This window comes from Cyanobium sp. Aljojuca 7A6 (assembly GCF_024346455.1).
GTDB lineage: Bacteria > Cyanobacteriota > Cyanobacteriia > PCC-6307 > Cyanobiaceae > Cyanobium.
In genome coordinates this window covers 117,710-142,182 of record NZ_JAGQCY010000004.1, presented here as the reverse complement: position 1 = coordinate 142,182, position 24,473 = coordinate 117,710, and the positions used below count along the sequence as shown (strand labels likewise).

The 24,473-nt window shown below is 68.7% G+C and carries 21 protein-coding genes, 1 tRNA gene and 1 pseudogene; 16 read left to right on the top strand and 7 right to left on the bottom strand.

Features of this window, described 5'->3' with window-relative positions:
• Nucleotides 1–20 precede the first annotated feature (20 nt).
• Genes KBY95_RS05520 through KBY95_RS05510 form a run of 3 tightly spaced genes read left to right on the top strand, consistent with a single transcriptional unit; the run spans nt 21 to nt 2,142 of the window.
• Nucleotides 21–947, top strand: a complete 927-nt coding sequence (locus KBY95_RS05520) for an NAD(+) kinase (protein ID WP_254963944.1) — start codon at nt 21–23, stop codon at nt 945–947.
• Complete coding sequence (locus KBY95_RS05515; RefSeq protein ID WP_254963942.1) at nt 944–1,636, top strand: response regulator transcription factor; 693 nt, start codon at nt 944–946, stop codon at nt 1,634–1,636. Before KBY95_RS05520 ends, KBY95_RS05515 begins: the two co-directional genes overlap by 4 nt.
• Nucleotides 1,633–2,142 carry a DUF192 domain-containing protein gene (locus tag KBY95_RS05510; RefSeq protein ID WP_254963940.1) on the top strand — a complete coding sequence of 170 codons (510 nt, stop codon included), beginning with the start codon at nt 1,633–1,635 and terminating at the stop codon, nt 2,140–2,142. Before KBY95_RS05515 ends, KBY95_RS05510 begins: the two co-directional genes overlap by 4 nt.
• Here KBY95_RS05510 and cbiE read toward each other — a convergent pair.
• A complete protein-coding gene (gene cbiE / locus KBY95_RS05505) occupies nt 2,096–3,391 on the bottom strand; it encodes a precorrin-6y C5,15-methyltransferase (decarboxylating) subunit CbiE (RefSeq protein ID WP_254963938.1) in 1,296 nt (431 codons plus the stop codon). The two genes, KBY95_RS05510 and cbiE, sit on opposite strands and share 47 nt — an antisense overlap.
• Here cbiE and KBY95_RS05500 point away from each other — a divergent pair.
• Nucleotides 3,390–3,692, top strand: coding sequence for a hypothetical protein (locus KBY95_RS05500; RefSeq protein WP_254963936.1), 303 nt, complete (start codon nt 3,390–3,392; stop codon nt 3,690–3,692). The two genes, cbiE and KBY95_RS05500, sit on opposite strands and share 2 nt — an antisense overlap.
• On the opposite strand, the gene KBY95_RS05495 is transcribed toward KBY95_RS05500, so the two are convergent.
• Nucleotides 3,662–5,785 carry an acyltransferase family protein gene (locus KBY95_RS05495; RefSeq protein WP_254963934.1) on the bottom strand — a complete coding sequence of 708 codons (2,124 nt, stop codon included), beginning with the start codon at nt 5,783–5,785 and terminating at the stop codon, nt 3,662–3,664. The two genes, KBY95_RS05500 and KBY95_RS05495, sit on opposite strands and share 31 nt — an antisense overlap.
• Before the next feature lie 95 nt (nt 5,786–5,880).
• Between KBY95_RS05495 and KBY95_RS05490 the strand changes: the two genes are divergently transcribed.
• The 3 genes from KBY95_RS05490 to ribD are packed head-to-tail and all read left to right on the top strand — an operon-like array spanning nt 5,881 to nt 10,030.
• Nucleotides 5,881–8,388: a GH116 family glycosyl hydrolase gene (locus KBY95_RS05490; RefSeq protein ID WP_254963932.1), complete on the top strand. Its 2,508-nt coding sequence runs from the start codon at nt 5,881–5,883 to the stop codon at nt 8,386–8,388.
• Nucleotides 8,385–8,903, top strand: a complete 519-nt coding sequence (locus KBY95_RS05485; protein ID WP_254963930.1) for a DUF3122 domain-containing protein — start codon at nt 8,385–8,387, stop codon at nt 8,901–8,903. Before KBY95_RS05490 ends, KBY95_RS05485 begins: the two co-directional genes overlap by 4 nt.
• A gap of 26 nt (nt 8,904–8,929) precedes the next feature.
• Nucleotides 8,930–10,030: a bifunctional diaminohydroxyphosphoribosylaminopyrimidine deaminase/5-amino-6-(5-phosphoribosylamino)uracil reductase RibD gene (gene ribD / locus KBY95_RS05480; RefSeq protein WP_254964042.1), complete on the top strand. Its 1,101-nt coding sequence runs from the start codon at nt 8,930–8,932 to the stop codon at nt 10,028–10,030.
• Here the strand turns inward: ribD and KBY95_RS05475 are convergent.
• From KBY95_RS05475 to KBY95_RS05465, 3 genes are read right to left on the bottom strand one after another with little or no spacing between them, the layout of a single operon-like run.
• Nucleotides 9,996–10,478, bottom strand: coding sequence for a DUF427 domain-containing protein (locus KBY95_RS05475; RefSeq protein WP_254963929.1), 483 nt, complete (start codon nt 10,476–10,478; stop codon nt 9,996–9,998). The two genes, ribD and KBY95_RS05475, sit on opposite strands and share 35 nt — an antisense overlap.
• 5 nt (nt 10,479–10,483) lie before the next feature.
• The gene (locus KBY95_RS05470) at nt 10,484–10,738 is read right to left on the bottom strand and encodes a Nif11-like leader peptide family RiPP precursor (RefSeq protein WP_254963927.1); all 255 of its coding nucleotides are present in this window, start codon (nt 10,736–10,738) and stop codon (nt 10,484–10,486) included.
• 26 nt (nt 10,739–10,764) lie between these two features.
• Nucleotides 10,765–11,469 (bottom strand): SOS response-associated peptidase, encoded by a 705-nt coding sequence (locus KBY95_RS05465; RefSeq protein ID WP_254963926.1) that lies wholly within the window; start codon nt 11,467–11,469, stop codon nt 10,765–10,767.
• A 108-nt stretch (nt 11,470–11,577) separates the two neighbouring features.
• On the opposite strand from KBY95_RS05465, the gene ftsH reads away from it, so the two are divergent.
• The 6 genes from ftsH to KBY95_RS05435 all read left to right on the top strand — a co-directional run bounded on the left by ftsH (nt 11,578) and on the right by KBY95_RS05435 (nt 17,400).
• A complete protein-coding gene (ftsH, locus tag KBY95_RS05460; RefSeq protein WP_254963924.1) occupies nt 11,578–13,473 on the top strand; it encodes an ATP-dependent zinc metalloprotease FtsH in 1,896 nt (631 codons plus the stop codon).
• 107 nt (nt 13,474–13,580) lie between these two features.
• A complete protein-coding gene (locus KBY95_RS05455) occupies nt 13,581–15,026 on the top strand; it encodes a hypothetical protein (RefSeq protein WP_254963923.1) in 1,446 nt (481 codons plus the stop codon).
• A 46-nt stretch (nt 15,027–15,072) separates the two neighbouring features.
• Entirely contained in the window at nt 15,073–16,035 is a 963-nt protein-coding gene (gene argF / locus KBY95_RS05450; RefSeq protein ID WP_254963922.1) for an ornithine carbamoyltransferase, read from the top strand.
• A gap of 84 nt (nt 16,036–16,119) precedes the next feature.
• Nucleotides 16,120–16,734, top strand: coding sequence for a transcriptional repressor LexA (lexA, locus tag KBY95_RS05445; protein ID WP_254963921.1), 615 nt, complete (start codon nt 16,120–16,122; stop codon nt 16,732–16,734).
• Between the two features lie 66 nt (nt 16,735–16,800).
• Nucleotides 16,801–16,873: transfer RNA gene (locus KBY95_RS05440), tRNA-Ala, on the top strand.
• Between the two features lie 140 nt (nt 16,874–17,013).
• The gene (locus KBY95_RS05435; RefSeq protein WP_254963919.1) at nt 17,014–17,400 is read left to right on the top strand and encodes a hypothetical protein; all 387 of its coding nucleotides are present in this window, start codon (nt 17,014–17,016) and stop codon (nt 17,398–17,400) included.
• Nucleotides 17,401–17,427: 27 nt separating this feature from the next.
• Here KBY95_RS05435 and KBY95_RS05430 read toward each other — a convergent pair.
• Nucleotides 17,428–19,905, bottom strand: a pseudogene (locus KBY95_RS05430) (arylsulfatase).
• A 79-nt stretch (nt 19,906–19,984) separates the two neighbouring features.
• Complete coding sequence (locus tag KBY95_RS05425; protein WP_254964041.1) at nt 19,985–20,929, bottom strand: formylglycine-generating enzyme family protein; 945 nt, start codon at nt 20,927–20,929, stop codon at nt 19,985–19,987.
• A 478-nt stretch (nt 20,930–21,407) separates the two neighbouring features.
• On the opposite strand from KBY95_RS05425, the gene KBY95_RS05420 reads away from it, so the two are divergent.
• The 3 genes from KBY95_RS05420 (at nt 21,408) to KBY95_RS05410 (ending at nt 24,454) form a co-directional block, all read left to right on the top strand.
• Nucleotides 21,408–21,932 (top strand): type IV pilin-like G/H family protein, encoded by a 525-nt coding sequence (locus tag KBY95_RS05420; RefSeq protein WP_254963917.1) that lies wholly within the window; start codon nt 21,408–21,410, stop codon nt 21,930–21,932.
• Between the two features lie 171 nt (nt 21,933–22,103).
• Complete coding sequence (locus tag KBY95_RS05415; protein WP_254963916.1) at nt 22,104–23,603, top strand: DUF1254 domain-containing protein; 1,500 nt, start codon at nt 22,104–22,106, stop codon at nt 23,601–23,603.
• Entirely contained in the window at nt 23,600–24,454 is an 855-nt protein-coding gene (locus KBY95_RS05410) for a hypothetical protein (RefSeq protein ID WP_254963915.1), read from the top strand. Before KBY95_RS05415 ends, KBY95_RS05410 begins: the two co-directional genes overlap by 4 nt.
• Nucleotides 24,455–24,473 lie beyond the last annotated feature (19 nt).

Genomic DNA, 24,473 nt, shown 5'->3' with positions numbered 1-24,473 from the left:
GGCTCCCATGCCCGCGATCGGTGCCCCGGGTCGGACTGATCGTCAACGACGGCAAGGATCTGGCGATCAACACCGCCGATCTGATCGAGAGCCGGCTGACTGCGGCGGGGCTCGAGGTGGCACGGGTGAGCAGCTCCGGCGGCGTGGTGGGTTTCGCCAATCCCGACCAGCACCTGCGCTCCAGGGGCTATGCCGCCTGCGTCCCCGCCAGCTTCGATGCGGAGATGGCCCTGGCGGTGGTGCTGGGGGGGGATGGCACGGTGCTGTCCGCCGCCCGCCAGACCGCCCCGATCGGGGTGCCGATCCTGACGATCAACACCGGCCATCTAGGTTTCCTGGCTGAGGCCTACCTGAAGGACCTCGACAAGGCCCTGGCCCAGGTGGTGGCCGGGGAGTGGACCGTCGAGGAACGCTCCATGCTCGTGGTGAGTGTGATGCGCGGCGAGCAGCGGCGCTGGGAGGTGCTGTGTCTCAACGAGATGGCCCTGCACCGGGAGCCGCTCACCAGCATGTGCCACTTCGAGATCGCCATCGGCCGCCACGCCCCCGTCGACATCGCCGCCGACGGGGTGATCCTCTCCTCCCCCACCGGCTCCACCGCCTATGCCCTCAGCGCCGGCGGCCCGGTGATCACCCCCGACTGCCCGGTGCTGCAGCTGACGCCGATCGCCGCCCACTCCCTCGCTTCCCGGGCCCTGGTGTTCAGCGACCAGGAGCCGGTCACGGTGTTCCCCGCCACCCCCGAGCGCCTGATGATGGTGGTCGACGGCAGCGCCGGCTGTTATGTCTGGCCCGAGGATCGGGTGCTGGTGCGGCGCAGCGAGCACCCGGTGCGCTTCGTGCGGCTGGCCGACCATGAATTTTTCCAGGTGCTGCGCAACAAGCTGGGCTGGGGCCTGCCGCACGTGGCCAAGCCCTCCAACAACCACGCCGACGCCCCGCTGTGACGACAGCTGCCACGGCCACCCCTGCGCCAGTGGTGGTGCTGCTGGTGGGTCCGGAGGCCGCCGACCTCGCCCCTCGGCTGGAGGTCTCTGGTTACCGGACCCTGGAGCAGGAGCCTGGCGATGAACGTCCCGCAGCGGTGATCCTGTCGCCCGGCAGCGAAGGGCGGATTCCTGAGCTGCGCCGCAGGCTGGGGGCCCGCCCCCTGCTGCTCGGCATCACCAGCGACAGCGTCGAAAGCCGCAGCCACTGCCTGGAATGGGGTGCCGATGATTTCTGGCTGCCCAGTCTCGGCACGAGCGATCTGCTGACCCGGTTGCGGCTGCACCTGGGTCTGGCCCAGCGTCAGGCCCCCACACCGGTCTCCGCCCATCTGAAGCTGGCGGATCTGCGCATCGACCCAGTGGCCTGTCAGGGATGGCGCGGGCAGCGCCAGCTCAGTCTGACGACCCGGGAGTATCAGCTGTTGCTGTTGCTGCTGCGACACCGTGGATCGGTGGTCAGCCGGGAGCGCATTCTCGAGGAGATCTGGGCCGACCAGGGGGGCGGCGCCAGCAATGTTATCGAGGTGTATGTGCGCTACCTGCGCCAGAAACTGGAGCAGGATGGCGGCTCTCGGCTAATCCACACCGTGCGTGGCCAGGGCTACCGCCTCAGCGACGGCCGCCCCCCGACGGGGCCCGGGCCATGAACACCTCCATGCTCCGGCGCTGGGCCTTCGCCGGCGTTGTCGTGCTGGCCGGCTGCGGACCGGGTCTGACCCAGGGCCCACCCCAGTACCTGCCGATCACCGCCCAGTGGTGCCTGGAGGGCCCGGCGCCGGCGCGCTGCATCCAACTGGAGGTGCCCCGGGGCGAGCGCCAGCAGGCCATGGGGATGCAACTGCGACCGCCCCTGCCCCACCTGCGCGGCATGTGGTTCCCCTTCGCCCCCCCCACGGTGGCCCGCTTCTGGATGCACCGCACGCCGGAACCCCTCGACATGCTGTTCGTCCGCGACGGTCGCGTTGTGTACCTCGAGCCTGCCGTGCCCCCCTGCATGACCCTGCCCTGCCGCAGCTACGGCCCCTACACGCCGGTGGACGGGGTGCTGGAACTGGCGGCTGGCCAGGCCGCCGTGCTCGGCCTCACGGTGGGCACTCCGGTGCGGATCACCCCGCTGACGGGCGCGTCCCCTTCAGCACCAGCACCGGATTGAGGGGGGCCAGGCGGGTACCATCCGCCAGGGGAGCGCCACGCCAGGCCTGGATCTGGGTGACGGTCACCCCCAGGCCAGCCTGCTCCAGCTGGGGGCGCCACAGGGCCAGGCCCTCCACCGTGGCCAGGGGCAGCACCACCACCCCGCCGGGCCGCAGCCGCCCCAGCACCGTCTCCAGCAGCGCGCTGCGTCCAGCACCACCGCCACCGATCAGTACCCGATCGGGATCGGGCAGGTCCGCCAGGGCCGCTGGCGCTTCCCCCTCCAGCACGCCCGCGGGCCGCACCCCCAGCCGGTTCGCATTGGCACCGATCAGGGCGGCGGCCCCGGCCCTGCGCTCCACGGCCCACAGGGCCAGCCTGGGGCGCAGCCGCAGTGCCTCCAGCCCCACCGATCCCACCCCGGCACCGATGTCCCACAGCACACCCGTCTCGGGCAGCTCCAGATCGGCCAGCAGCTGGATGCGCACCTCCCGCTTCGTCATCAGTCCCGGCTGGTCGGGGTGCTGCAGCCAGAGGCCATCGGCCAGACCGAACAGGGGCAGAGCCTCCGGCTGAAGTACCGCAGGCTGGACAGCGATCAGCAGCACCAGGTGCAGGGGATCGAGATCCGGCGGCAGAGGGTCGGCGGGCGCCAGCCGTTGCAGACGCTCCGCCGGATGGCCGAGGCGCTCCGCCAGCCAGACCCCATAGGCGGCCTCCAGCCCCGAAGCCCGTAGGAGTGCGCGCACCTCGGCCACTCCCCCCCGGCCGGGATCGGTCAGCACCGCCAGGGCGGCGGGCCGCTGCTGCAGCCGCGCCGCCAGGGGCTCGGGATCGCGGCCGTGCAGGCTGATCCAGGAGGCGTCCTGCCAGGGGCGGCCCAGGCGGGCGAAGGCCAGCTGCAGGGAGGTGGGGGCCGGGTGGAAGCGCAGGCGCTCGGCGGGGAGGTGTTGCAGCAGCAGCCGACCGATACCGAACCAGAGGGGATCGCCGCTGGCCAGCAGCACCACCCGCTCACCAGCGGCGAGGGACTGCTGCAGCCGCGGCAGCAGTTCGGCGGGCCGGTCACTGGCCAGCAGCTCCGGTGCTGTGGCGTTGCCACGCCAGGCCTCGAGATCCGCCAGCAGCCGCCGGGGGGCCGCCACCAGATCGGCCCGCAGGATCTCGTCCTGCCAGTGGCGGGAGAGGCCCGCCATCCCGGCGGCATCGGTGCCCAGCACCTCCAGCAGCGAACCCTCCAGCCGTGCCCCTGCGCCACTGCTGGCCATGATGCTCCCCACCAGTGCCGGCCACACCCCCCTGCCCATGAGCGATCGACGCCAGCGGATCCACACCCTGGTGCTGGCCCTGCTGGCCCACCAGAGCGATCTCGAACTGCTCGAGGATGATCGGCCCGGTGCCATCGCCAGCCCCCTGGGGGGCGGCGGTGACCCGGGCAGCTGGATCGAGCGCAACCGGCGCGTGGTGCAGCGTTACCAGGCCCTGGTGCGCAGCGCCGTCACCCTCGATGCCCTGATCGAGCAGGAGCTGGGCAGCGATCAGCTGGGGGGCGGCTCCCCCTCCGGCTGATCGGCGAGGAACGCCATCAAGCGGGGATAGAGGAGCAAGGCCCCGGCATTGGTGAGGTGGGTCTCGTCGCTGTAGAGGAGCGTGCCGGACCGGACGCTGGCGCAGACCTGCTGCTCTGGCGGGCAGAGGCTGTCGAAGGGGCTGAACAGGCGCGTGCCGGGCAGGTCCGCGCTGATCCGCTCCTGCAGGCGCTGCACCGACGCGATCGCGGCGAGTTCCTGGCGCCGGGGCCGCAGCACCGGCTGGCACTGGGGACCCAGGGACCAGGCAGGGCGAAACCATTCCGGCTGGCAGAGGGTGAGCGGACCGCCGATCTTCTTCTGGGGAAAGGTGGGCAAGGGACCGAACAGCACCAGTTCCGCCCCGCGGCGGCGCACCCGGCCATCGAGCTGGCGAACAGCGGCCGCATAGGAGGCTTCGGCGCTAAGGCGTTCTGGGCCCTTCGGTCGGCTGAGATAGCCAGCCAGGTTGGACACCAACACGACACGGTCGGCCGGCCGCAGACGGGCCAGCACCCGGCGCACCTCGTTGTCGGCATAGGGCCGGCAACGCCGATAGCGGGGCGGCACCGGAGCGGCCTCCCCCCAGCGGGAGAAGAAGGGCACCGGGCAGCCGCCCCGGGCCATGAAAGCCACATTGAAGCGGCCGCTGGCCAGCAGCTTCTCCCCCAGGGGGATCAGCACATGGGTATGGCTGTCCCCCAGGAAGAACAGGGTGGGGAGGTCCTGTTGTGCTGTCGCTGTGCAGGGATCCGGACCATCCAGCCTGGCGATGGGATCGGTCGGCTCTTGGAAGCAATGGACCGTGTCAACAGTCGTGCCGCCGATGCGTTTCATGTTGGCCGTGGTGCCGACGGTGTGGCTCCGCTTGCCGAGGAACAGCTTGCCCAGGAGGGGGCCCTGGAGGCCGGCGCTGAACACGGCGGCCAGCACCGTGATCGCCGGGTAGGCCAGTCCGGGACGCCCCAGACCGGGAATGGCGAGGTTGCCATAGCGGAACAGACACTCAAGCCGGTAGGACAGCGCCGTGCACAGGGTGATCAGCACCAGGACCGGCAGCAGGGTCAGGGCGTTGAAGCCCACCGTCCAGCGGGCCAGCACGATCACGGGCCAGTGCCAGAGATACAGCGAGTACGACACCATGCCGATGGCCAGGCTGACCGGATGGCAGAGCCAGCGGCCGAGGCCCGTGGAGGGCCGCAGCAGCAGCAGCAGCGCCGCCGTCAGCGCCGTGATGCCCAGGGTGGTGGCCATCCGCCAGGCCTCCGGCAGCATCAGCACCACCAGCAACGCCAAGGCGGCCAGCAGGCTCAGGGGTTGCCGCCAACGCGGCAGGGACAGCCTCTGGCCCAGATCCTGGGCGCTGCCGCTGCCCCGGTGCAGCAGGTAGGCCCCGCAGCCCGCCGTCAATTCCCAGAACCGGGCGGTCGTGAGGAAAAAAGCCCGCTCGGGATTCCCCCGGAGGCTCAGCCCCAGGAACAGCGCCAGGGAGAGGCCCAGCAGCAGCAGACTGCCGATCTTGAGACGCCGCAGGGCGCCGCCGCCGGCGCCGGCCACCCCGAGGCCACAGAGCAGCAGCACCGCCGGCCAGACGAGATAAAACTGCTCCTCCACCCCCAGCGACCAGGTGTGCATGAAGGCATTGAAATAGTTGTCGGTGGCGAAGTAATTCGAGCCCTGCCGCAGCAGGTAGAGATTGGACACGCCGAAGAGGGCGGCCATGCCGGTCCGCATGACCGGCGCAAAGAAATCATCCAGTGGCGAGACGACCATCGAAAACAGGGCCGAAACGACGGCGATGTTCACCACCAACGCCGGCATCAGGCGCCGAATGCGGCGTCCATAGAAGCGGCGCAGAAACTGCCAGCGGCTGCCATCCCGCCGCGCCAGCAGGGAGGACGTCACCACGTAACCCGAGATCACGAAGAAAATGTCCACCCCGAGAAACCCGCCCGGCAGCCAGCGGGGATCGAGGTGGTTGATCAGCACCGCGATGACGGCCACCGCCCGCAGGCCATCGATCTCCGGGCGGTAGGCCCTCGACCGCTGCGGCGGCACGATGCCCGCGCCAAAAAGCCCGACCAGAGGTTTCACGCCGTCCCGACGATTGCAGGCAGGGTAATGGCGGTCTGCCTGGACCTTCGCCCAGGGCCCAGCTCTGACAAGCTGGCCCCACCTCGCCTGGCCCCATGGCGCCCTTCGGCCTCTCCGCTCTTCAGAACCTGCGGCGCGGCAGGACCCCCTGGCAGCCACCCGAGGCCAGCTGGTCGCGGCCCTTCGGCCAGGGCTGGGACAAGCCCTACACGGTGCGGTACGCCAGCAACCTCGACGACGGCCCCAACCACGGCATGCCCCTGGGGGGCTTCGGCGCGGGTTGCCTGGGGCGGGGCCTCGACGGCGCCTTCAACCTCTGGCACCTCGACGGGGGCGAGCACTGGTTCGGCGTGCTGCCCGATTGCCAGTTCGCCCTCTTTGAGCACGATGGCCGCGGGACCCAGGCCCACGCCCTGGCCACGGCGCCCCAACGCGACGATTCCCGCCCGGATAGCGGCCAGCCCCTCTCCGCCTGGAGCTGGTATCCCGCCGCCACAGCGGCGCAACCGAGCGGCACCGTGGCGGTGCGCTACCCGGTCAGCTCCCACCATTACGCCGCGGTCTTCGCCGCCGACGTCCGCTGCGAGACCTTCAGCCCGATCCTGCCGGGCGACTACCGCCGCACCAGTTACCCCGTCGCTGTCTTCGCCTGGACCCTGAGCAACCCCACCAACCAGCCGCTGGAGCTGTCGCTGCTGCTGAGCTGGCGCAACACCGTCGGCTGGTTCACCAACACCGACCCGGCGGCGGAGGTCCACTTCCGCGACGACGGCAGCCCGGAGCACAACTACGTGCCGGCGATCGGCCGCGGCAAGGGGCAGCGCAACCGCTGGGTTGACGCGGACGGCCTCAAGGGGCTCCTGCTGGAGGGCGAGCGGTCGCAACCCCTGGCCGAAGGGGAGGGCCAGTGGTGCCTGGCGGTGCCCGACGAGGCGGCGCTGAACCACCCGGGGGTGGAGGTGTTGCGCTGCAGCCGCTGGGATCCCAGCGGCGACGGGTCGGAACTCTGGGAACCATTCAGCCGTGACGGCTCCATCCCCGACGGTGACAACGACCGCCGCAGCACCGGCGATGATCCCCTCAGCGGCGCCCTGGCGGTGCGCTTCCGGCTGGAGCCGGGGGCCTCGCTCGAGATCCCGGTGGTGATCAGCTGGGACCTGCCAGTGACGGCCTTTGCCACCGGCACCCGGGCCCTGCGTCGCTACACCGATTTCTTCGGCACCGAAGGCGACAACGCTGCCGCCATCGCCGGCGAAGCCCTGACCGAGTGGCGCGACTGGCAGGCCGCGATCGAGGCCTGGCAGGCGCCGGTGGTGCAACGCCATGATCTGGCGGAGCCGTTGCGCATGGCGCTGCTCAACGAGCTCTACGACCTGGCCAGCGGCGGCAGCCTCTGGACGGCCGCCAGCCCGGCCGATCCGGTGGGTCGCTTCGGGGTGCTGGAGTGCCTCGACTACGCCTGGTACGAGAGCCTTGATGTGCGGCTGTACGGCTCCTTTGCCCTGCTGCAGCTCTGGCCGGAGCTCGACAAGGCGGTGCTGCGCAGCTTCGCCCGCGCCATCCCCGCCGCCGATCCGACGCTGCGGCCGATCGGCTGGTACTTCACCCAGGGCCGGGGCCGGGTGGAGGCGGCCCGCAAGCTGGCGGGGGCTACCCCCCACGACCTCGGCGCCCCCAACGAGCGCCCCTTCGACGCCACCAACTACACCGCCTACCAGGACTGCAACCTCTGGAAGGATCTGGCCAGCGATTTCGTGCTGCAGGTCTGGCGCACCTACAGGCTGGCCCCCGGTGGCCCGGACATCCGCTTCCTGGCGGACTGCTGGCCGGCGGCGGTGACCGCCCTCGACTATCTCAAGCAGTTCGACGTGAACGACGATGGCCTGCCCGACAACGGCGGTGCCCCGGACCAGACCTTCGACGACTGGCCCCTGCAGGGAGTGAGCGCCTACTGCGGTGCCCTCTGGATCGCCGCCCTGGAGGCGGCCCTGGCCATCGGCCAGCAACTGCAGCTGGAGCTGGGGCTGGACACCGCCGAGGAGCAACGGCGCTTCGGTGGCTGGCTGGAGCAGTCCCGCCGCCACTTCGATGCCCTGCTCTGGAACGGCGAGTACTACAAGATCGATGTCGGCAGCGGCACCCCGGTGGTGATGGCCGACCAGCTCTGCGGCGACTTCTATGCCCGGCTGCTGGGGCTCCCGCCGGTGGTGGCCGACGAGCGGGCCCTCTCGGCCCTGAACGCGATCCGGCAGGCCTGTTTCGAGTCCTTCGAGGGGGGCCGCCTGGGGGTGGCCAATGGTCTTCGCCGCGACGGCACCCCCCTCGATCCCGAGGGCACCCATCCGCTGGAGGTCTGGACCGGCATCAACTTCGGCCTGGCCGCCTACTACCGGCTGATGGGGCAGAGCGGCACCGCCTTCGCCATCACCGGCGCCGTCGTGCGCCAGGTGTACGAGGGGGGGCTGCAGTTCCGCACCCCGGAGGCGATCACCGCCGCCGGCACCTTCCGCGCCTGCCACTACCTGCGGGCCATGGCGATCTGGGCCCTCTGGGCCACCCACACCGGCTGGCAACTGATCCCCGGCGCCGACCGCCAGCCATGAGCGCATCCGGCCGATTGAAGTCTCTGGCGGCAGGGTTTCTGGCTCTGTTTCTGGGCTCCCTGCTGGTGCTGACCGTGGCCCCGGCGCCGGCCCTGGCGCTGCTGCACGCCCACCCGGATAACAACGGCACGCCGGTGGTGCGCAGCCTGGAGAGCCTGCGCGACCTCGACGACCAGAGCTGGCAGGTGGTGGCTTACCGGGAGGGGCCGCCCCGTGGGCCGCTGCGGCTGCGGATCGTCGGCTACCCCGGCAAGGTGCGCCTCGACCACCCCACCGCCCTGGAGGTGCGCAGCGGCCGCCTGCTGTGGGCCCTTGAAGATGTGACCCTCAGCAACCCCGCCCTGGCCGGCGACACCCGTTCCGCGGCGGCCGAGTTCGATCTGACGCCGCTGCTGGCCGATCTGGAACGGAACCGTCCCCTGCGGTTGCGGCTGCCAGGGGTGTTCAGCGAGCTGGCGGTGCCGCCCTACGTGGTGGCGGAGTGGCGCCGCCTCCCGGACGCCCCGGCCGCGTGAGCAACGCCTCGCCTTGGCAACCCTGGATGGCCAGGGCCCTGCAACTGGCTGCCCTCGCGGAGGGCCGCACCAGCCCAAACCCACTGGTGGGTGCTGTTGTGCTCGGCGCCGACGGCCAGCTGGTGGGGGAGGGGTTCCATGCCCGCGCCGGAGAGCCCCATGCGGAGGTGGGGGCCCTGGCCCAGGCCGGCGAACGAGCCCGGGGCGGCACCCTGGTCGTGACCCTGGAGCCCTGCTGTCACCACGGCCGAACCCCCCCCTGCAGCGAGGCGGTCCTTGCTGCAGGCATCGCAAGGGTGGTGCTGGCCATGGCCGATCCCCATCCGCTGGTGGCCGGTGGCGGCGTGGCCCAGCTGCGGGCGGCGGGCCTGGAGGTGATCGAAGGGGTAATGGAAGCCGAGGCACGAAGTCTCAATAGGGCCTTCTTGCACCGGGTCGCCACCGGCCGGCCCCTGGGGATCCTCAAGTGGGCCATGAGCCTGGATGGCCGCACGGCCCTGCCCAATGGCGTCAGCCAGTGGATCAGCGGTCCACAGGCCAGGGGCTGGGTGCATCGTCTGCGCGCCCGCTGCGATGCGGTGATCGTCGGGGGCGGCACGGTGCGGACCGACGACCCCCTGCTCACCAGCCGGGGGCAGCGTCAGCCCGAGCCATTGCGGGTGGTGCTGAGCCGCGGCCTGGATCTGCCCCAAGCCGCCCACCTCTGGGACACGGAAACGGCGTCGACACTGCTGGTCCACGGCCCGGAGGCGCCGCAGGAGCGCCGCGACCGCTTTGATCGGCTGGGCTTAGAGCGGCTGGCCCTGGAGGTCTGCGAGCCGGGGGCCCTGGCGCTCGCCCTGGCCCAGCGGGGCTGCAACCGGGTGCTGTGGGAATGCGGCCCTGAACTGGCAGCGGCGGCCGTGCGCCAGGGTTGCGTGCAGCAACTGGCTGCGGTGATCGCGCCCAAGCTCCTTGGCGGCCATCCGGCCCGGACAGCTCTGGGGGATCTGGGACTGGAACGCCTGGATGGGGCCTGGGCCCTGCAGGGGCTGGACATCCGCTGGCTGGGGCCGGACCTCCTCTGGCAGGGGCGCCTTGACGGGGCCGGGCTCAGCGCAGTTCCGGGTGCAGGGGGTCCCCCTTGAACGGCCCCTCGACGGCGCTGGTGATCCAACCGCCGTAGAAGCCACCTGGCTGGGGGATCACCCGTTCACCATCCAGCCAGCAGCCGTCCATCAGTGCCGGGTAGCAGGCCAGCCAGCCGGCCAGGGGGGCGAAGGCCGGCGTGGGTGAGGGGTAGGCCCAGAGGGCCCGGCGCAGGCGTTGCGCCTCGCCCGTCCCGTTCGTGGCTACGAGATCGAAATAGCTGGCCAGGCCTTTCCATTCGCAGAAGCTCGCGCCGGGAACGGGCTCCAGCAGGCTCAGGTCCACATCGTCCGGGCAGAGATAGAAGACGGGGGGGTGGAAGGTTTCGAGCACCCGCAGGCTGCGGTGGGTGTCACACAGCACCCGCCCCAGGGCCTCCACCCGCACGTGTTGGAGGCAGGGCACCAGCACCGGGGGGCGGGGATAGCCGGCAACGCGCTCTGCCATGGGGATCAACCAGGAATGAAGTGGCGCAGACGCCGTGCCTCGGCGCCGGCGCGGGCCTGCAGCTCCTCGTCGCTGAGGCTGGCTTCGGCCCGTTGCTGGGCGGCGATCACGTCGGCCTCCTCGACGGCGAAACCGGCACCGCGGGCCAGGGCCAGAAAGGCCGCCAGATCAGGGGGATCGGCGGGGTCGTGGAGGCGGCGATCGAGGGCGGCATCGGCCCGGGCGTGGGCCAGGAAGGCATCCAGCTGGTCGAGGCTCATGGGACCGGCATCAGGGTCTGTCCTCTCTAGCCGCCGGCGGGGGCGTCCGGGGCCTGATCCAGGAGATCCAGCTGGACACCCGCCCCCGGCATCCGCTCCAGCTTGACCGCCTCCCACGCCGCCGGATCCCAAGGGGCCATCAGGGGCTCCAGGGCGCGCAGCTCCGGTCCATCGACGGCCGCCAGCCAGGCCTCCTCCAGCCCGTCGGGGATCACCACCGGCATGCGGTCGTGCACCCGGGCCAGCAGATCGTTGGGGGCCGTGGTGAGGACCGCGCAGGTCTCGAGTTCACCGCCATCGCCTCCCAACCAGCGCTCCCAGAGGCCACCGAGCCAGAAGGGGCGCCGATCCCGGCGGCGGAACAGCCAGGGTTGCTTGAAGGGCCGGCCCTCCACCGTCTTCGTCTGCCATTCGTAGAAGCCATCGGCGGGGATCAGGGCGCGGCGGTGGCGCCAGGCACCCCGGAAGAAGGGTTTCTCCCCCACCGTCTCGCTGCGGGCGTTGATGGGTCGGCGGCGGGCCATCGGGTCGGGGCACCAGTCCGGCACCAGTCCCCAGAGGGCGAGGGCCACCTCCAGGCGGCCGTGCTCCTGGCGCTGCAGCAGCACCGGTTCACCGGGCCGCACCTGGGGCCGGGGGGCGTAATGGTCGACCAACCCGGGCGGCATCGGTCCCTTCAGCCGGGGCAGCAGCTGATCGAGGCGGGTGGCCAGGGAGTAGCGGCCGCACATGGGTCAGGGGGGAGCCGAAGGGGAGGGGCGTTCGGTTCTCCCGACCGGGTGGTGGAACGGCCGTTGACGACCAGACCTAGCTTGGGCTTAATCGCCGTTTTGTGCAGCATGGCCATCCGTCAGGACGACAATCGCCCCACCCGGCGGTTCGGACTCGTCAATCTGCTCCTGATCGGTTTCGGCGTCCTGCTGCTGTTCAGCAACTTCCTGCCCAATCCCGCCACCCAGGTGCCCCGGGTGCCCTACTCCCTGTTCATCGATCAGGTGAATGACGACAACGTCAAACGGGCCTACATCACCCAGGACCAGATCCGCTACGAGCTCACCAAGGCTCCAGAAGAGGGCGCTCCCACGGTGCTCTCCACCACACCGATCTTCGACATGGAGCTGCCCCAGCGCCTGGAGCAGCACGGGGTTGAATTCGCCGCAGCCCCGCCGAAGCGGCCCAGCTTCATCACCACGGCCCTGAGCTGGGTGGTGCCGCCGCTGATCTTCATCCTGGTGCTGCAGTTCTTCGCCCGCCGCAGCGGCATGGGTGGCGGCGGCGCCCAGGGGGCCCTGAGCTTCACCAAGTCGAAGGCGAAGGTCTACGTGCCCGATGAGGAATCCCGGGTCACCTTCGCCGACGTGGCCGGCGTGGATGAAGCCAAGACCGAACTCACCGAGATCGTCGACTTCCTCAAGACGCCGCAGCGCTACATGGACATCGGCGCCCGCATCCCCAAGGGCGTGCTGCTGGTGGGCCCCCCCGGCACCGGCAAGACCCTGCTCTCCAAGGCCGTGGCCGGCGAGGCCAGCGTGCCCTTTTTCATCATCTCCGGCTCCGAATTCGTCGAGCTGTTCGTGGGAGCCGGCGCCGCCCGGGTGCGCGACCTGTTTGAAGAAGCCAAGAAGAAAGCGCCCTGCATCATCTTCATTGACGAACTCGACGCCATCGGCAAGAGCCGCTCGGGGTCCATGGGTGTGGTGGGCGGCAACGACGAGCGCGAGCAGACCCTGAACCAGCTGCTCACCGAAATGGACGGCTTCACTGCCCAGGACAAGCCGGTGATCGTGCTGGCGGCCACCAACCAGCCGGAGACCCTCGATGCCGCCCTGCTGCGTCCGGGCCGCTTCGACCGCCAGGTGCTGGTGGACCGTCCCGACCTCTCCGGCCGCAAGATGATCCTCGACATCTATGCCAAGAAGGTGAAGCTGGCCGATGGGGTGGATCTCGACAAGATTGCCCAGGCCACCAGTGGCTTTGCCGGCGCCGACCTGGCCAACCTCGTCAATGAGGCAGCCCTGCTGGCGGCCCGGGTGTATCGCACCCAGGTGGAGCAGGCCGACCTCAATGAAGCCATTGAACGGGTGGTGGCGGGTCTGGAGAAGAAGAGCCGGGTGCTGCAACCCGATGAGAAGAAGGTGGTGGCTTACCACGAAGTCGGCCACGCGATCGTGGGTCACCTGATGCCCGGCGGCAGCAAAGTGGCCAAGATCTCGATCGTGCCCCGCGGCATGGCGGCCCTCGGCTACACCCTGCAGCTGCCCACCGAGGAGCGCTTCCTGAATTCCAAGGAGGACCTCGAAGGTCAGATCGCCACGCTGCTGGGCGGCCGCTCCGCCGAGGAAGTGGTCTTCGGTGAGGTCACCACCGGTGCCGCCAATGACCTGCAGCGGGCCACCGACATCGCCGAGCAGATGATCGGCACCTACGGCATGAGTGAGACCCTCGGCCCCCTCGCCTACGACAAGCAGGGCGGCAGCCGCTTCCTGGGTGGTAACTCCAACCCCCGCCGGGCCGTGAGTGATGCCACCGCCCTGGAGATCGACAAGGAAGTGCGCGGTCTGGTGGACCGGGCCCACGACCGGGCCCTGGCGATCCTGCACCACAACCGGGACCTGCTGGAGGCCATCTCCCACAAGATCCTCGAGAAGGAAGTGATCGAAGGCGACGAGCTGAAGCAGCTGCTGGCCTCCAGCTGCCTGCCCGATGCACCGGTGCTGGAGGGTGCCGTCGCCTGACGCCGGAGCCGTCCCACCGACAGGGTTCCCCCTGGAAGGGGCGTTCACTGATTGGGCACCAGAGGATCCAGCTCGCCATCAGTGCGCTGCTGGTCCTCTTTTTCCTTGTGGCCGCCAGTCGCGGCCTGGGTGAGAACTACTCCTACTGGGTGGATGAGCTCTGGTCGGTGTCCGCCAGCCGGGCCGCCTGGGGCGTGATGCTGCGGGACTGGCTGATTCCCGACACCCATCCCCCCCTCTACCAGTCCCTGCTCAAGCTCTGGATCGGCTTCAGCGGCAGCGGCGAAATGGCCACCAGGAGCCTGAGTCTGCTGATGGCCGGCATCGGCCTGGTGGCCACGGCACTGTTCACCTCAGGTCGGGGGGCAGGCCGCCGCCTGGTGAGCGTCGCCTTCCTGGGCACCAGTCCGGCGTTTCTGTTTTACGCGCAGGAATCCCGCAGCTACGCCACCTCCCTGGCCCTGTCGGCCGTGATGCTCGGAGCGGCCCTGGAACTGAGGCAACGGCGCCTGGGCAGCTCCAGCAACAGCCTTCTGGTCGGCTGGAGCGACCCGGCCCTGCGGCGCCTGTTCGGCCTCGCCTGTCTGCTCCTCTCCCTCACCCACTACTTCTCGCTGCTGTTCGTCCTGGTGGTGCTGGCCGTGGTCTGCGCCGAAGGCCTGGTGCTGCGTCGACGCCGGCAGGTGCTCCCCTTGCTGCTGGGCCTGTTGGCCTGGCCCCTGGCCCATCTGCTGTCGAGTTCGTTCGCGAACAAGTTGGAGCGTCTCGACTGGATTCAGGTGACGCCGATCAGCGGCACTCTCAGGGAGTTCCTGAGCGGCACCCTGCCGTCCCTGTCAGCCCAGGCCGGACAGGGACGGCTGCTGCTGATTGTCCTGGCGGCAGCCACCGCCCTGGTGTTCGCCCTCACGGCCGCGCAGCGTCACCCGGAGCCCGCAACGCCAGCGGCGCTGGGGGAGGCTCGCCTCCTGCTGCTGGCGATCGGTGGCTTCGTCGCTGTGATGCTGGCCGTCGACCTGATCAAGCCCCTGTCCCAGGCCAGGTACTACATCGTGGTACTGCCCGCCCTGGCCTATCTCTGCGGCGATGGCTGGGAGCTGGGCCGTCAGTTCGGCCGTTGGCGGCGGCTCTCTTTGGCCATCCTGCTGGCGGTCTGGCTGGTGTTGCAGTGGCAGCTAGGCCAGCGGCAGCTGGGCGAGAAACGGGCGCCCCTGCAGAACTTCAAACTGATGGCCCGTTTCGTTGAGCGCAGCAACGTCTGCGACCGGGGCTGCTGGAGCGACGGCTGGCCGCTGGAGGCTCTCAGCCCCCTTTACTTCCAGGCCGGCCAGTTGCAGCAAGCGCCAATCGATTCTTTGGCCCTTGCCGGACCCCTGCAACAGCCGTTCCTTGGCTTTCAAGGGGCCTTCGAGGATCGGCCCGCCCTTCGTGCGGCCAATCCCACCATGACCTGCTGGGAAGCGCCCGGCGCCTGGCCCAGCACTCCTTTCATCCTCCTCCCCAGCAGCACCACCGCACGGCCCAAGCAACATGGCCTGCGCCCCTGCCCTTGACGTGGGGGGGGTCGATCCCGCATAAGGGTTCTTTGGGACGTGGGCCATGGTGTCCCCCTTAGCCCCACTTGCCGCCCTGAGGGGCCGCGACCTTCTCTCTTCGGCGGACCTCAACGGTGCCCAGACCCTCGCCCTGCTGGAACTGGCCCGCCAGCTCAAAGCCGGCGAGCAGCGCATCGACCTGTCCGGGCGGGTGCTGGGGCTGATCTTCTCCAAGGCCTCCACCCGCACCCGGGTGAGCTTCATCGTCGCCATGGCCCGGCTCGGCGGCCAGACGATCGACCTCAACCCGGCCGTCACCCAGGTGGGCCGTGGCGAGCCGATCGCCGACACCGCCCGGGTGCTGAGCCGCTACTGCGATGCCCTGGCGATCCGCACCTTCGCCCAGGAGGACCTGGTCGACTACGCCCACTGGGCCTCGATCCCGGTGATCAACGCCCTCACCGACCTGGAGCACCCCTGCCAGGCCCTGGCTGACGCCCTCACCATTCAGGAGCGCTTCGGCCATGGCCCCACCGGCCTGCACGGCCTCACCCTGGCCTACGTGGGCGACGGCAACAACATGGCCCACTCGCTGATGCTCGTCGGGGCCCTGCTGGGGATGGATGTGCGCATCGGCAGCCCCGACGGTTTCGCCCCAAGCCCGGCGGTGGTGGAGCAGGCCCGGGCCCTCGCCGGCAGGCAGAGCGCGATCACGGTGCTGCAGGAGCCCCTGGCCACGGTCCGCGGCGCCCATGTGCTCTACACCGATGTGTGGGCCTCCATGGGCCAGGAGGAGGAGCAGGCCCAAAGGGAGCAGGCCTTCGCCGGCTGGTGCCTCGACGAGGACCTGCTGGCCGAAGCCGATCCGCGGGCGATTGTGCTGCACTGCCTGCCGGCCCACCGGGGCGAGGAGATCAGCGCCGGGGTGATCGAGGGGGCCGCCAGCCGGGTGTTCGACCAGGCGGAGAACCGCCTGCACGTGCAGCAGGCCCTGCTGGCCACCCTGCTGGGGGGCGTCTCCGACTGAGTGCGCCCCCGAGCGGCCGCCGGCCCAGCCCTGGACAAACCGCGCCCGGGATGGCAGAAAGGGAGTGGTTCATCCGTACTGTCCGTGCTCGCCACACTCCAGGAGCTCACCGAGGCTCAACGGGAGCTCTACGACTGGCTCGCCGATTACATCGGCCATCACCGCCACAGCCCCTCGATCCGCCAGATGATGGAGGCCATGGGCCTGCGCTCGCCGGCACCGATCCAGAGCCGCCTGCGCCACCTGCAGCAGAAAGGCTGGATCACCTGGCAGGAGGGCCAGGCCCGCACCCTGCAGCTCCTGGGCAACGCCCCCACGGGCATCCCGGTGCTCGGGGCCGTGGCCGCCGGTGGCCTGGTGGAAACCTTCGATGACGTGCAGGAGCACCTCGACCTCGCCCCGGTGCTCGACACCCGCGGCCTGTTCGCCCTCACCGTCAACGGCGATTCGATGGTGGACGCCCACATCGCCGATGGCGACGTGGTGCTGATGGAGCCCGTGGCCGACCCCTCCCGGCTGCGGGAGGGCACGATCGTGAGCGCCCTGGTGCCGGGCAGCGGCACCACCCTCAAACACTTCCACCGCCAGGGGGCCCAGGTGCGGCTGGAGGCCGCCAACCCCGCCTACGCACCGATCCTGCTTCCCGCCGACCAGGTGAGCGTGCAGGGGCGCCTGGTGGCGGTCTGGCGCCAGGTCTGAGCGGCGCCTGGGGGGCGATCGGCCACGTTGTAAGCTCCTCAAGCACCGGTCAGCCGGCGCATCAATGGGGCCATAGCTCAGCTGGTAGAGCACCTGCATGGCATGCAGGGGGTCAGCGGTTCGAATCCGCTTGGCTCCATTTCATTGATCCAGGGCTCTCCTGGGTTTTCTTTAATCGGGCCCCTGGTGGGCCTTTGTGCTGTGGGCAACCTGGCTGCGAAGGAACGTGCTGACGCCGGTGCGGCCGACAGGATGGCCCCATCCGCTGCCAGCTGCCCCTTGGCCACCCGCCCACCCCGGGCCCCATGGCGGGGACGTCGGGCCGCCGGCCTCACGGCGGGCCTTGCCGTGCTCGTCTCGTTCGTTGTCCCGTCCATCGGCCGGGCCCAGGGGATCGTGGAACCCGGGAACAGTTCCCTGGCGCCGATCGATCGCGAAGCCTTCCGGCAGCAGTACGGCCAGGAAAGCCTGTTCCGGCTGCGGCTGGGGGTGGAGGCGGCCGAACAGACGCCCAAGGCTGGAGCCTCTCCCCAGAGCTGCCCTGCCGCCTCCTGGGCCGGCTCAATGCAGAAGCAGAGCTACGACACGGCCCTGAGCCTGCGCAAGTACTACGCCGCCGGCGAGGCCCTGGGGGAATGGCGGCGGCTGTGTCCTGCCAGGCCCTGAGCCGCGGCAGCACCGTGGGCCCCCTGCTCACTCACTGGCGGCCTTGGTGCGCATCGCCGCCTCCAGGCTCCTGATCTCCTCCGGCGACAGCTTGGGCCGGTCCAGCTTGATGGTGAGCTTGTTGAGGGTGCCGGTGAAGCGGAACGGCGGCTTGTAGTCGGCGTCGTTGACGCCGGTGAGGGTGTCGGAGCCCACGTCGAAGCTCTCGTCCCACTGCAGGATCATCGGCAGGGTTTTGGCCATGGTCTTGGTGGCCACCGCCTTGCCATCCACCTTGAGGGTGCCGGTGCCAGGGCGGCCAACGCCGCTGAAGTCGTTGAAGGCAAGGGTGCCGGCCCCCTTGCCGTCGTAGACGAAATCGAACTCCACCTTGTGCTTACCGGGGGTGAGGGGCTCGCTGCCCTCCCACTTGAGGCGCTCCAGATCGACCATGTTCCACAGCCACACAGGCCGGTTGTTCTTCAGGTAGAAGCCGTAGCCACCGAAGCGGCCGCCCGAGGTGAGCAGCATGCCCTCGGCGCCGGCGGCCGGCACCTCAATATCGGCGCTGACCGTGTAGGAGGTGTTGAGCAGCACAGGCGAAGCGCCCTGGGGCAGCCCCACCATCGGATGGGTGTAGACGAACTCGGAGCGGCCGGCGGTGATGTTGGGCCGTGGCGCCACGATCCGCGCCGCCACCGAGGCATCGAGCGGGAACACCTGGTACTTGTTGGCCTCGGCGATGAAGGCGTCCTTCATCTCCTTCAGCTTCTGGGGATTCTGGGCCGCCAGGTCGGTGGTCTGGCTGAAATCGTTGTTGAGGTTGTAGAGCTCCAGGGTCTGGTTGTTGAGCGGGTCGGGGTTGGCCGGGCCAAAGGCCTCCCAGGGGGCCCGGTTCACCTTGGTGCTCAGCAACCAACCCTCGTTGTAGAGCGCCCACTGGCCCATCATCTCGAAGTACTGGGTCTTGTGGCGTGACGGCGCCTTGGCGTTCTTGCTGTCGAACGTGTACACGAAGCTGGTGCCCTCGATCGGCTTCTGGGGGATGCCATCCACCACCTCGGGCGCCTGGAGACCGGCCGCCTCCAGGATTGTCGGCACCACGTCGATGACGTGCACGAACTGCTCCCGCAGGCCCCCTCGGTCCTTGATCCGGGCCGGCCACGACACCACCATGTTCTGGTTGACGCCGCCCAGGCGGGAGGCGTTCTGCTTGAACCAGCTGAACGGGGTGTCGAAGGCCCAGCTCCAGCCCGCCGACATGTGGTTGTAGGTGAGATCGGTGCCCCACACGTCGTAGAACTTCATCTGCACCTCGACCGGCAGCTTGTTGAGGCCGTTGAAGAAGGCCACCTCGTTGGGAGTGCCCAGGGGCCCGCCTTCGGCGCTGGTGCCGTTGTCGCCGTTGATGTACACGATCAGCGTGTTGTCGAGCTTGCCGAGGTCGTCGAACTGCTGGATCACCCGGCCGATTTCGTAGTCGCTGTAGGCGGCATAGGCGGCGAACACCTCCACCTGGCGGATGAACAGTTTCTGGGCCTCCGGGCTCAATTGGTCCCAGGGGGTGATCACGTCGGCGGGCCAGGGGTCGAGCTTGGCGTCTTTCGGAATCACGCCGAGTTTCTTCTGGTTGGCGAAGATGCGTTCCCTCAGCTTCTCGTAGCCATCATCAAACAGATGCATGGCGTGGATCCGCTCCACCCACTCCTTGGTGGGGTGGTGGGGTGCATGGGTGGCTCCGGGGGCGTACTTGATGAACAGCGGCTTGCTGGGGTTGATCTGGTGCATCCGCGCCATTTAGTCGATGGCGTCATCGGCCATCTCTGTCACCAGGTTCCAGCTGCCAGGCTCCTTGCCCTCGAAGGGATAGATCTGGGTGGTGTTGCGGAACAGGTTGGGCTGCCGCTGGTTGGCGTCACCGCCCACGAAGCCGTAGAAGTATTCGAAGCCCATGTCCGTGGGCCACTGATCAAACGGCCCGCTCTGGCTGGCCTGGAAGGCGGGCACGTTGTGGTCCTTGCCGAACCAGGCGGTGGAATAGCCGTTGTCCTTGAGCAGGCGGCCGATCGTGGCCTTGTCCCGCTCGATGAGGCTGTTGTAGCCGGGGAAGCCGGTGGACTGCTCCGAGATCACCCCGAAACCGGCCGAATGGTGGTTGCGGCCCGTGATCAGGGCGGCGCGGGTGGGGGAGCACAGCGCCGTCGAGAACATGCGGTTGTAGCGCAGGCCCGCCTTGGCCACCCGCTCCATCGCCGGGGTGGGGATCACGCCGCCGAAGGTGCTGGGCACGCCGAAACCGGCGTCGTCGGTGATGATCAGCAGCACGTTGGGGGCGCCCGCGGGCGGCGTAATCCGTGGCGCCCACCAGGGCTTGGACTGCAGCGCCCCGTCCTTGATCACCCCACCGAAGGGGGGCGCCGGGGCCGGCAGCTGGGTGCCGGAGATCGTGGTGGTGGCATTGGGGGCCCCCGGCGTGCCGGTGATCCGCTGGGCCAGGGCCGGCACGGTCCTGAACGACCAGCCCATCAGGGCCAGGGCCAGGCAGGCCGGCACCAGACGGCGCAGCAGGCGGCCGAACGCGGCGCTGAGGCGGTTCGGGGGACGCTCAGGCATGGGTGCTCAGGGGTGGGGAAACGAGTCGGAAACCGATGTGGGAGGTACCGGTGTCGGGGCTTTCGGCCTCCCGCGCCGCCGGCCGGTAGCGGCTGCAGTAGTTGGGGGCGCACAGGAAGGAGCCCCCCTTGATGACGTGCTTGGCCACCCCGGGCTCCCGCGTGTCGCTGCTGGCGGCAGGGTCGGCCAGCACCGGATCGTCCTGGCCGGCGAGGCGCTCGTGGCCGGGCCGGTACCAGTCCGCCGTCCACTCCCAGACATTGCCGGTCATGTCCTGCAGTCCATACCCGTTGGGGGGGAAGCGGCCCACCGGAGCGGTGCCGGCGAAGCCATCGTCGGCGGTGTTGCGCACGGGGAACTCCCCCTGCCAGGTGTTGGCCAGGCCGGGGCGCCAGGTGTTGCCCCAGCTGAAGGCCCGATCCCGCAGGCCGCCCCGGGCGGCGAACTCCCACTGGGCCTCGCTGGGGAGGGCGGCGCCGGCCCAGGCCGCGTAGGCCTCCGCATCCGCCAGCGACACCTGCACCACCGGATGGTCGAGCCGGTCGTCGATGGAGCTGCCGGGGCCCTCGGGGTGGCGCCAGTCGGCCCCCGGCACCCACTGCCACCAGCTGAGCTCCGCCAGGGGCTCGCCGGGGGAGGGCGGCCGGAACACCACCGAGCCCGGGCGACGCTCGGCGGCGGTGAGCTGCGGGAACTGCTCCTGCGGCAGGGGCTGCTCCGCCTGGGTCCGGTAGCCGGTGGCGGCCACGAAGGCGGCGAAGGCGCGGTTGGTCACCTCCGTGCGGCCGATGCAGAAGGGCTGCAGCCGCACCGAGGCCTCCGCCTCCTCCGGCAGGCGGCCCGCCGCGCCGATCCGGTAGCCGCCGCCGGGGATCGACACCATCAATGGAGGGCAGCTCTCCGCCGCCGGGGCGGGAGCGGGCGCCAGCAGCACCATTCCCACCGCCAGAGCCAGGATCAGCAGGGCGGCAAGCGCATGAGAGCTGACCTCAGGACGATGAAGATGAAGAAGCACGGATTCGCTGGGCCCTGCGGATGGCTCACGAACCGCATTGTGGGGCCGTAAATGTGAGCTCCAGGGTCGCATCGATCACCTTCGACACACTCGTTGGCACAGCGGAGTGGCACACCCCATGGTCACCGCCATCGGACATCCGGCCGCCGTTGAACGCAGGACGGCAAGACTGTTGCAGCGGCGCAGAAGTTCTGCCCGGGTCTTGTCAGGAAAAACAGCAGGCTGTTCCATATCTTGTACGGGCTGTGCAGGCTGGCACGATGGGCCAGTCTGCTCAGGGGCACCGGCGCCGGAAGAGGAGACACCTCGGGAGGCAGGTTGTCGGCACAACCGGGCTGAGGCCATTCCCCGTCCTGTTCCACAGCCCGATCCCGCCTCCAGGATTTCCTCTCCCCCACCCATGACTTTCCCCCTTGTCCGCAACGCCCGCCCGACGCTGCTGGCCTGCCTGGTCCTCGGCATCGCGGCGGCCTGCCCCGGAGCCCGGGCGCAGCCCCAGGCGAGCCCTGATCAGACGGCGGCGCTCAACGCCGTGGCCCGGATGATGGAAGCGCAGCGCACCTACTTCCAGAAGAACGGCGCCTTCCGGGCCACGGTCTCGAACATCCAGCAGGATTTCGGCATCACCCTGCCGGCCTCCTTCAACTACGCCGTGCGCACCACCACCGAAGCGGCCTACAGCTATGTGATTCCGGCCCAGTCGCCCAAGGTGGGGCAGCTCAATGCCTACGTGGGCGCGGCCTTCCTCACGCCCACCCAGAATCCCAAAATCACCACGATCATCTGCATGAACATCCAGCCAGGCCAGATCCGTCCGGCCGATCCCCAGCTTGTGCTCGGCAGCCTGGTGGCCAATCCCACCGGCCGGATCGTGCAGTGCGGCGATGCCTCGGTCGAGGTCACGGCGTCGGTCGTCAACGAATGAGACCTGTCTCAGCCCGCAGCCAAGAAGAGCGTACGCGCATGAATGAGTCGATGGCTAATCTAGCATGATTTGGCTTTATCTCATTGCTGACTCTTACCCATACCGTGAAGACTCTTTATATCGACTTATGCTGGGTCGAGCCGTTTTGCTTATTTCATGGGGCCATTGGCGATGAGACACGCGAACATGCGCTCGGCAAACGTCGCGTTCCGAGCTGGGCTGATCAGCTTCCTGCTCGTATCGGTGCCGGCGCTCGCCGCCTATGGCAAGAGTGCTGACGCCTTAAGTCAGGCGGGTAAGCAGGCCGTTAAGGCCGATGTCCCTGCGCACGGCATCGAGGAGACGAAGCGTATTGCCGAGCAGGCCTACATCTATGGCTTCCCGATGATCGCTGCCTACAAGGCGATGTACGAGTTCAACGTCGACAAGGCATCGCCGCAGTTCAAGGCTGGCTTCAACAAGGTCTGGAACGACGCCAAGACCTTCACCCCCAAAGATACCGCCATACCGACGCCAAACGCCGACACGCCCTACTCGATGATCCAGGCCGACCTGCGCGCCGAGCCGCTGGTGTTCTGCGTGCCCGAGGTCGAGAAGGGGCGCTACTTCTCGGTGCAACTGGCCGACCTGTATTCGTTCAACTACGGCTACGTCGGCAGCCGCACCACCGGCAACGGAGCGGGCTGCTATCTGGTTGCCGGCCCCAACTGGAAGGGTGAAAAGCCCGAAGGCATCGCCAAGGTGTTCCGTTCGGAAACACAGTTCAGCCTGATCATCTTCCGCACCCAGCTCTTCAACGCCGCCGACATCGACAACGTGAAGAAGGTGCAGGCTGGCATCCGCGCCAAGCCGCTGTCGGCCTTCCTGAAGCAGCCCGCGCCGCCCGCCGCACCGGCCATCGCGTTCCCACCTTTCGTTGGCCAGGACCCCTTCAAGACCGACTTCGCGGCCACCCTCGACTTCCTGCTGCAGTTCGCGCCCGTGGTGCCGGAAGAAAAGGAGCTGCGCGCCAAGTTCGCCAGCATCGGCATCGGCCCAGGCAAGACCTTCAACTTCCATGACCTCGCGCCCGAACGCAAGGCGGCGGTTGGCCTGGCTGTAAAGCAGGGTTACGAGGCGATCGAAAAGCGCCGCGACAAGATCGGCAAGGACATCAACGGCTGGCTCGTTGGCGCGGCCTTCGGCGACCGCGCCTTCTTCAAGGGTGACTACGAGCTGCGCGCCGCGGCCGCAATGGCTGGCATTTACGGCAACGACGCCGCCGAGGCCATGTACCCGCTGGCCAAGACCGACGGCACCGGCGCTGCGCTGGACGGCAGCAAGCACCGCTACACCCTGACCTTCGGTAAGGACCAGTTGCCGCCAGTGAACTCGTTCTCGTCGGTGACGATGTACGACGGCAAGACGCAGTTGCTGATCGACAACCCGATCAACCGCTACTTGATCAATTCACCAATACTGCCCGCAATGAAGAAGAACGCGGACGGCTCGCTCACGCTGCTCATCCAGAAGGATTCGCCCGGCAAGGACAAGGAAGCCAACTGGTTGCCCGCGCCGGATGGGCCGATCTACATGGTGATGCGCCTGTACTGGCCGAAGGTCACGCCGCCTTCGATCCTGCCACCCGGCCAAGGCAGCTGGCAGCCGCCAGCGTTGATGCAAGTCAAATGATTCGCTGTCTCGATTCGCCCTCACTCAACCCCCTGAAAGGTTTGATCATGATGAGTATTCAGTACGCTTTGCCTGCTTTCTTTACAGCTGCCACATTGGTCACTGTGCTGGCTTGGCACCCCACCACGGCACAAGCGCAAGCAAAACCGGCAGCCGGACCGATCGTCAACCTGACGGATCCTTGCCCGATCAAGGCTGAGAACTGGCGCGGCAATGCCTTCTACGAGATTCTGTTCATGTTCCGCCAGCCCAACGGCGGCGGGATCGGCAACTACTTCAACTCTCTCAGCAACGCCCTTCCCGCGCCCAACGACGTGATGGACGCGCGCTTCCGCGCCCTGAATGGGGATACCTTGAAGAAGGAGTTCGGGGGCGACGGGATCTTCTTCAATGGCCCGCGGCGTCTGGTGGCGAATACCGTAACCGCGTCGTCCTGGGATGGCTGCAAACAGAGAGTGATCGGCACGATCCCCTTGAACCTGGACGGCACCTTCGAAGTCCCAAGTTTCAAGGCTTTCGTTTCCGGACCGCCGGTGGCCTACAAGCCGTTGGTCTCCAAACGTGACAGTCGCATGATCTTCAATGCGGGCGAAACGGTGTATGAGCTGATCACTCCCGAGGGCGCTGTCTACACCATGTTCAGCCTATCCCTGAAAGCCGACCCCAAGAACACCATCGAAAACCTGCCCACCCTGGGCAAGCGCCTGACATTGCCGAAGGGATGGCAGTTCAGATCACGCAAACTGGACAAGGAGATGGTTCTGACGGCCGCCGCCGACTCCAACCCGCCCAACACCGTCGTTCTCGACCAGCTTGAGGGCAACTACCAGTACAACGCTGGCGCCAAGTAGTGGCCTGTGTGCAGCGCGG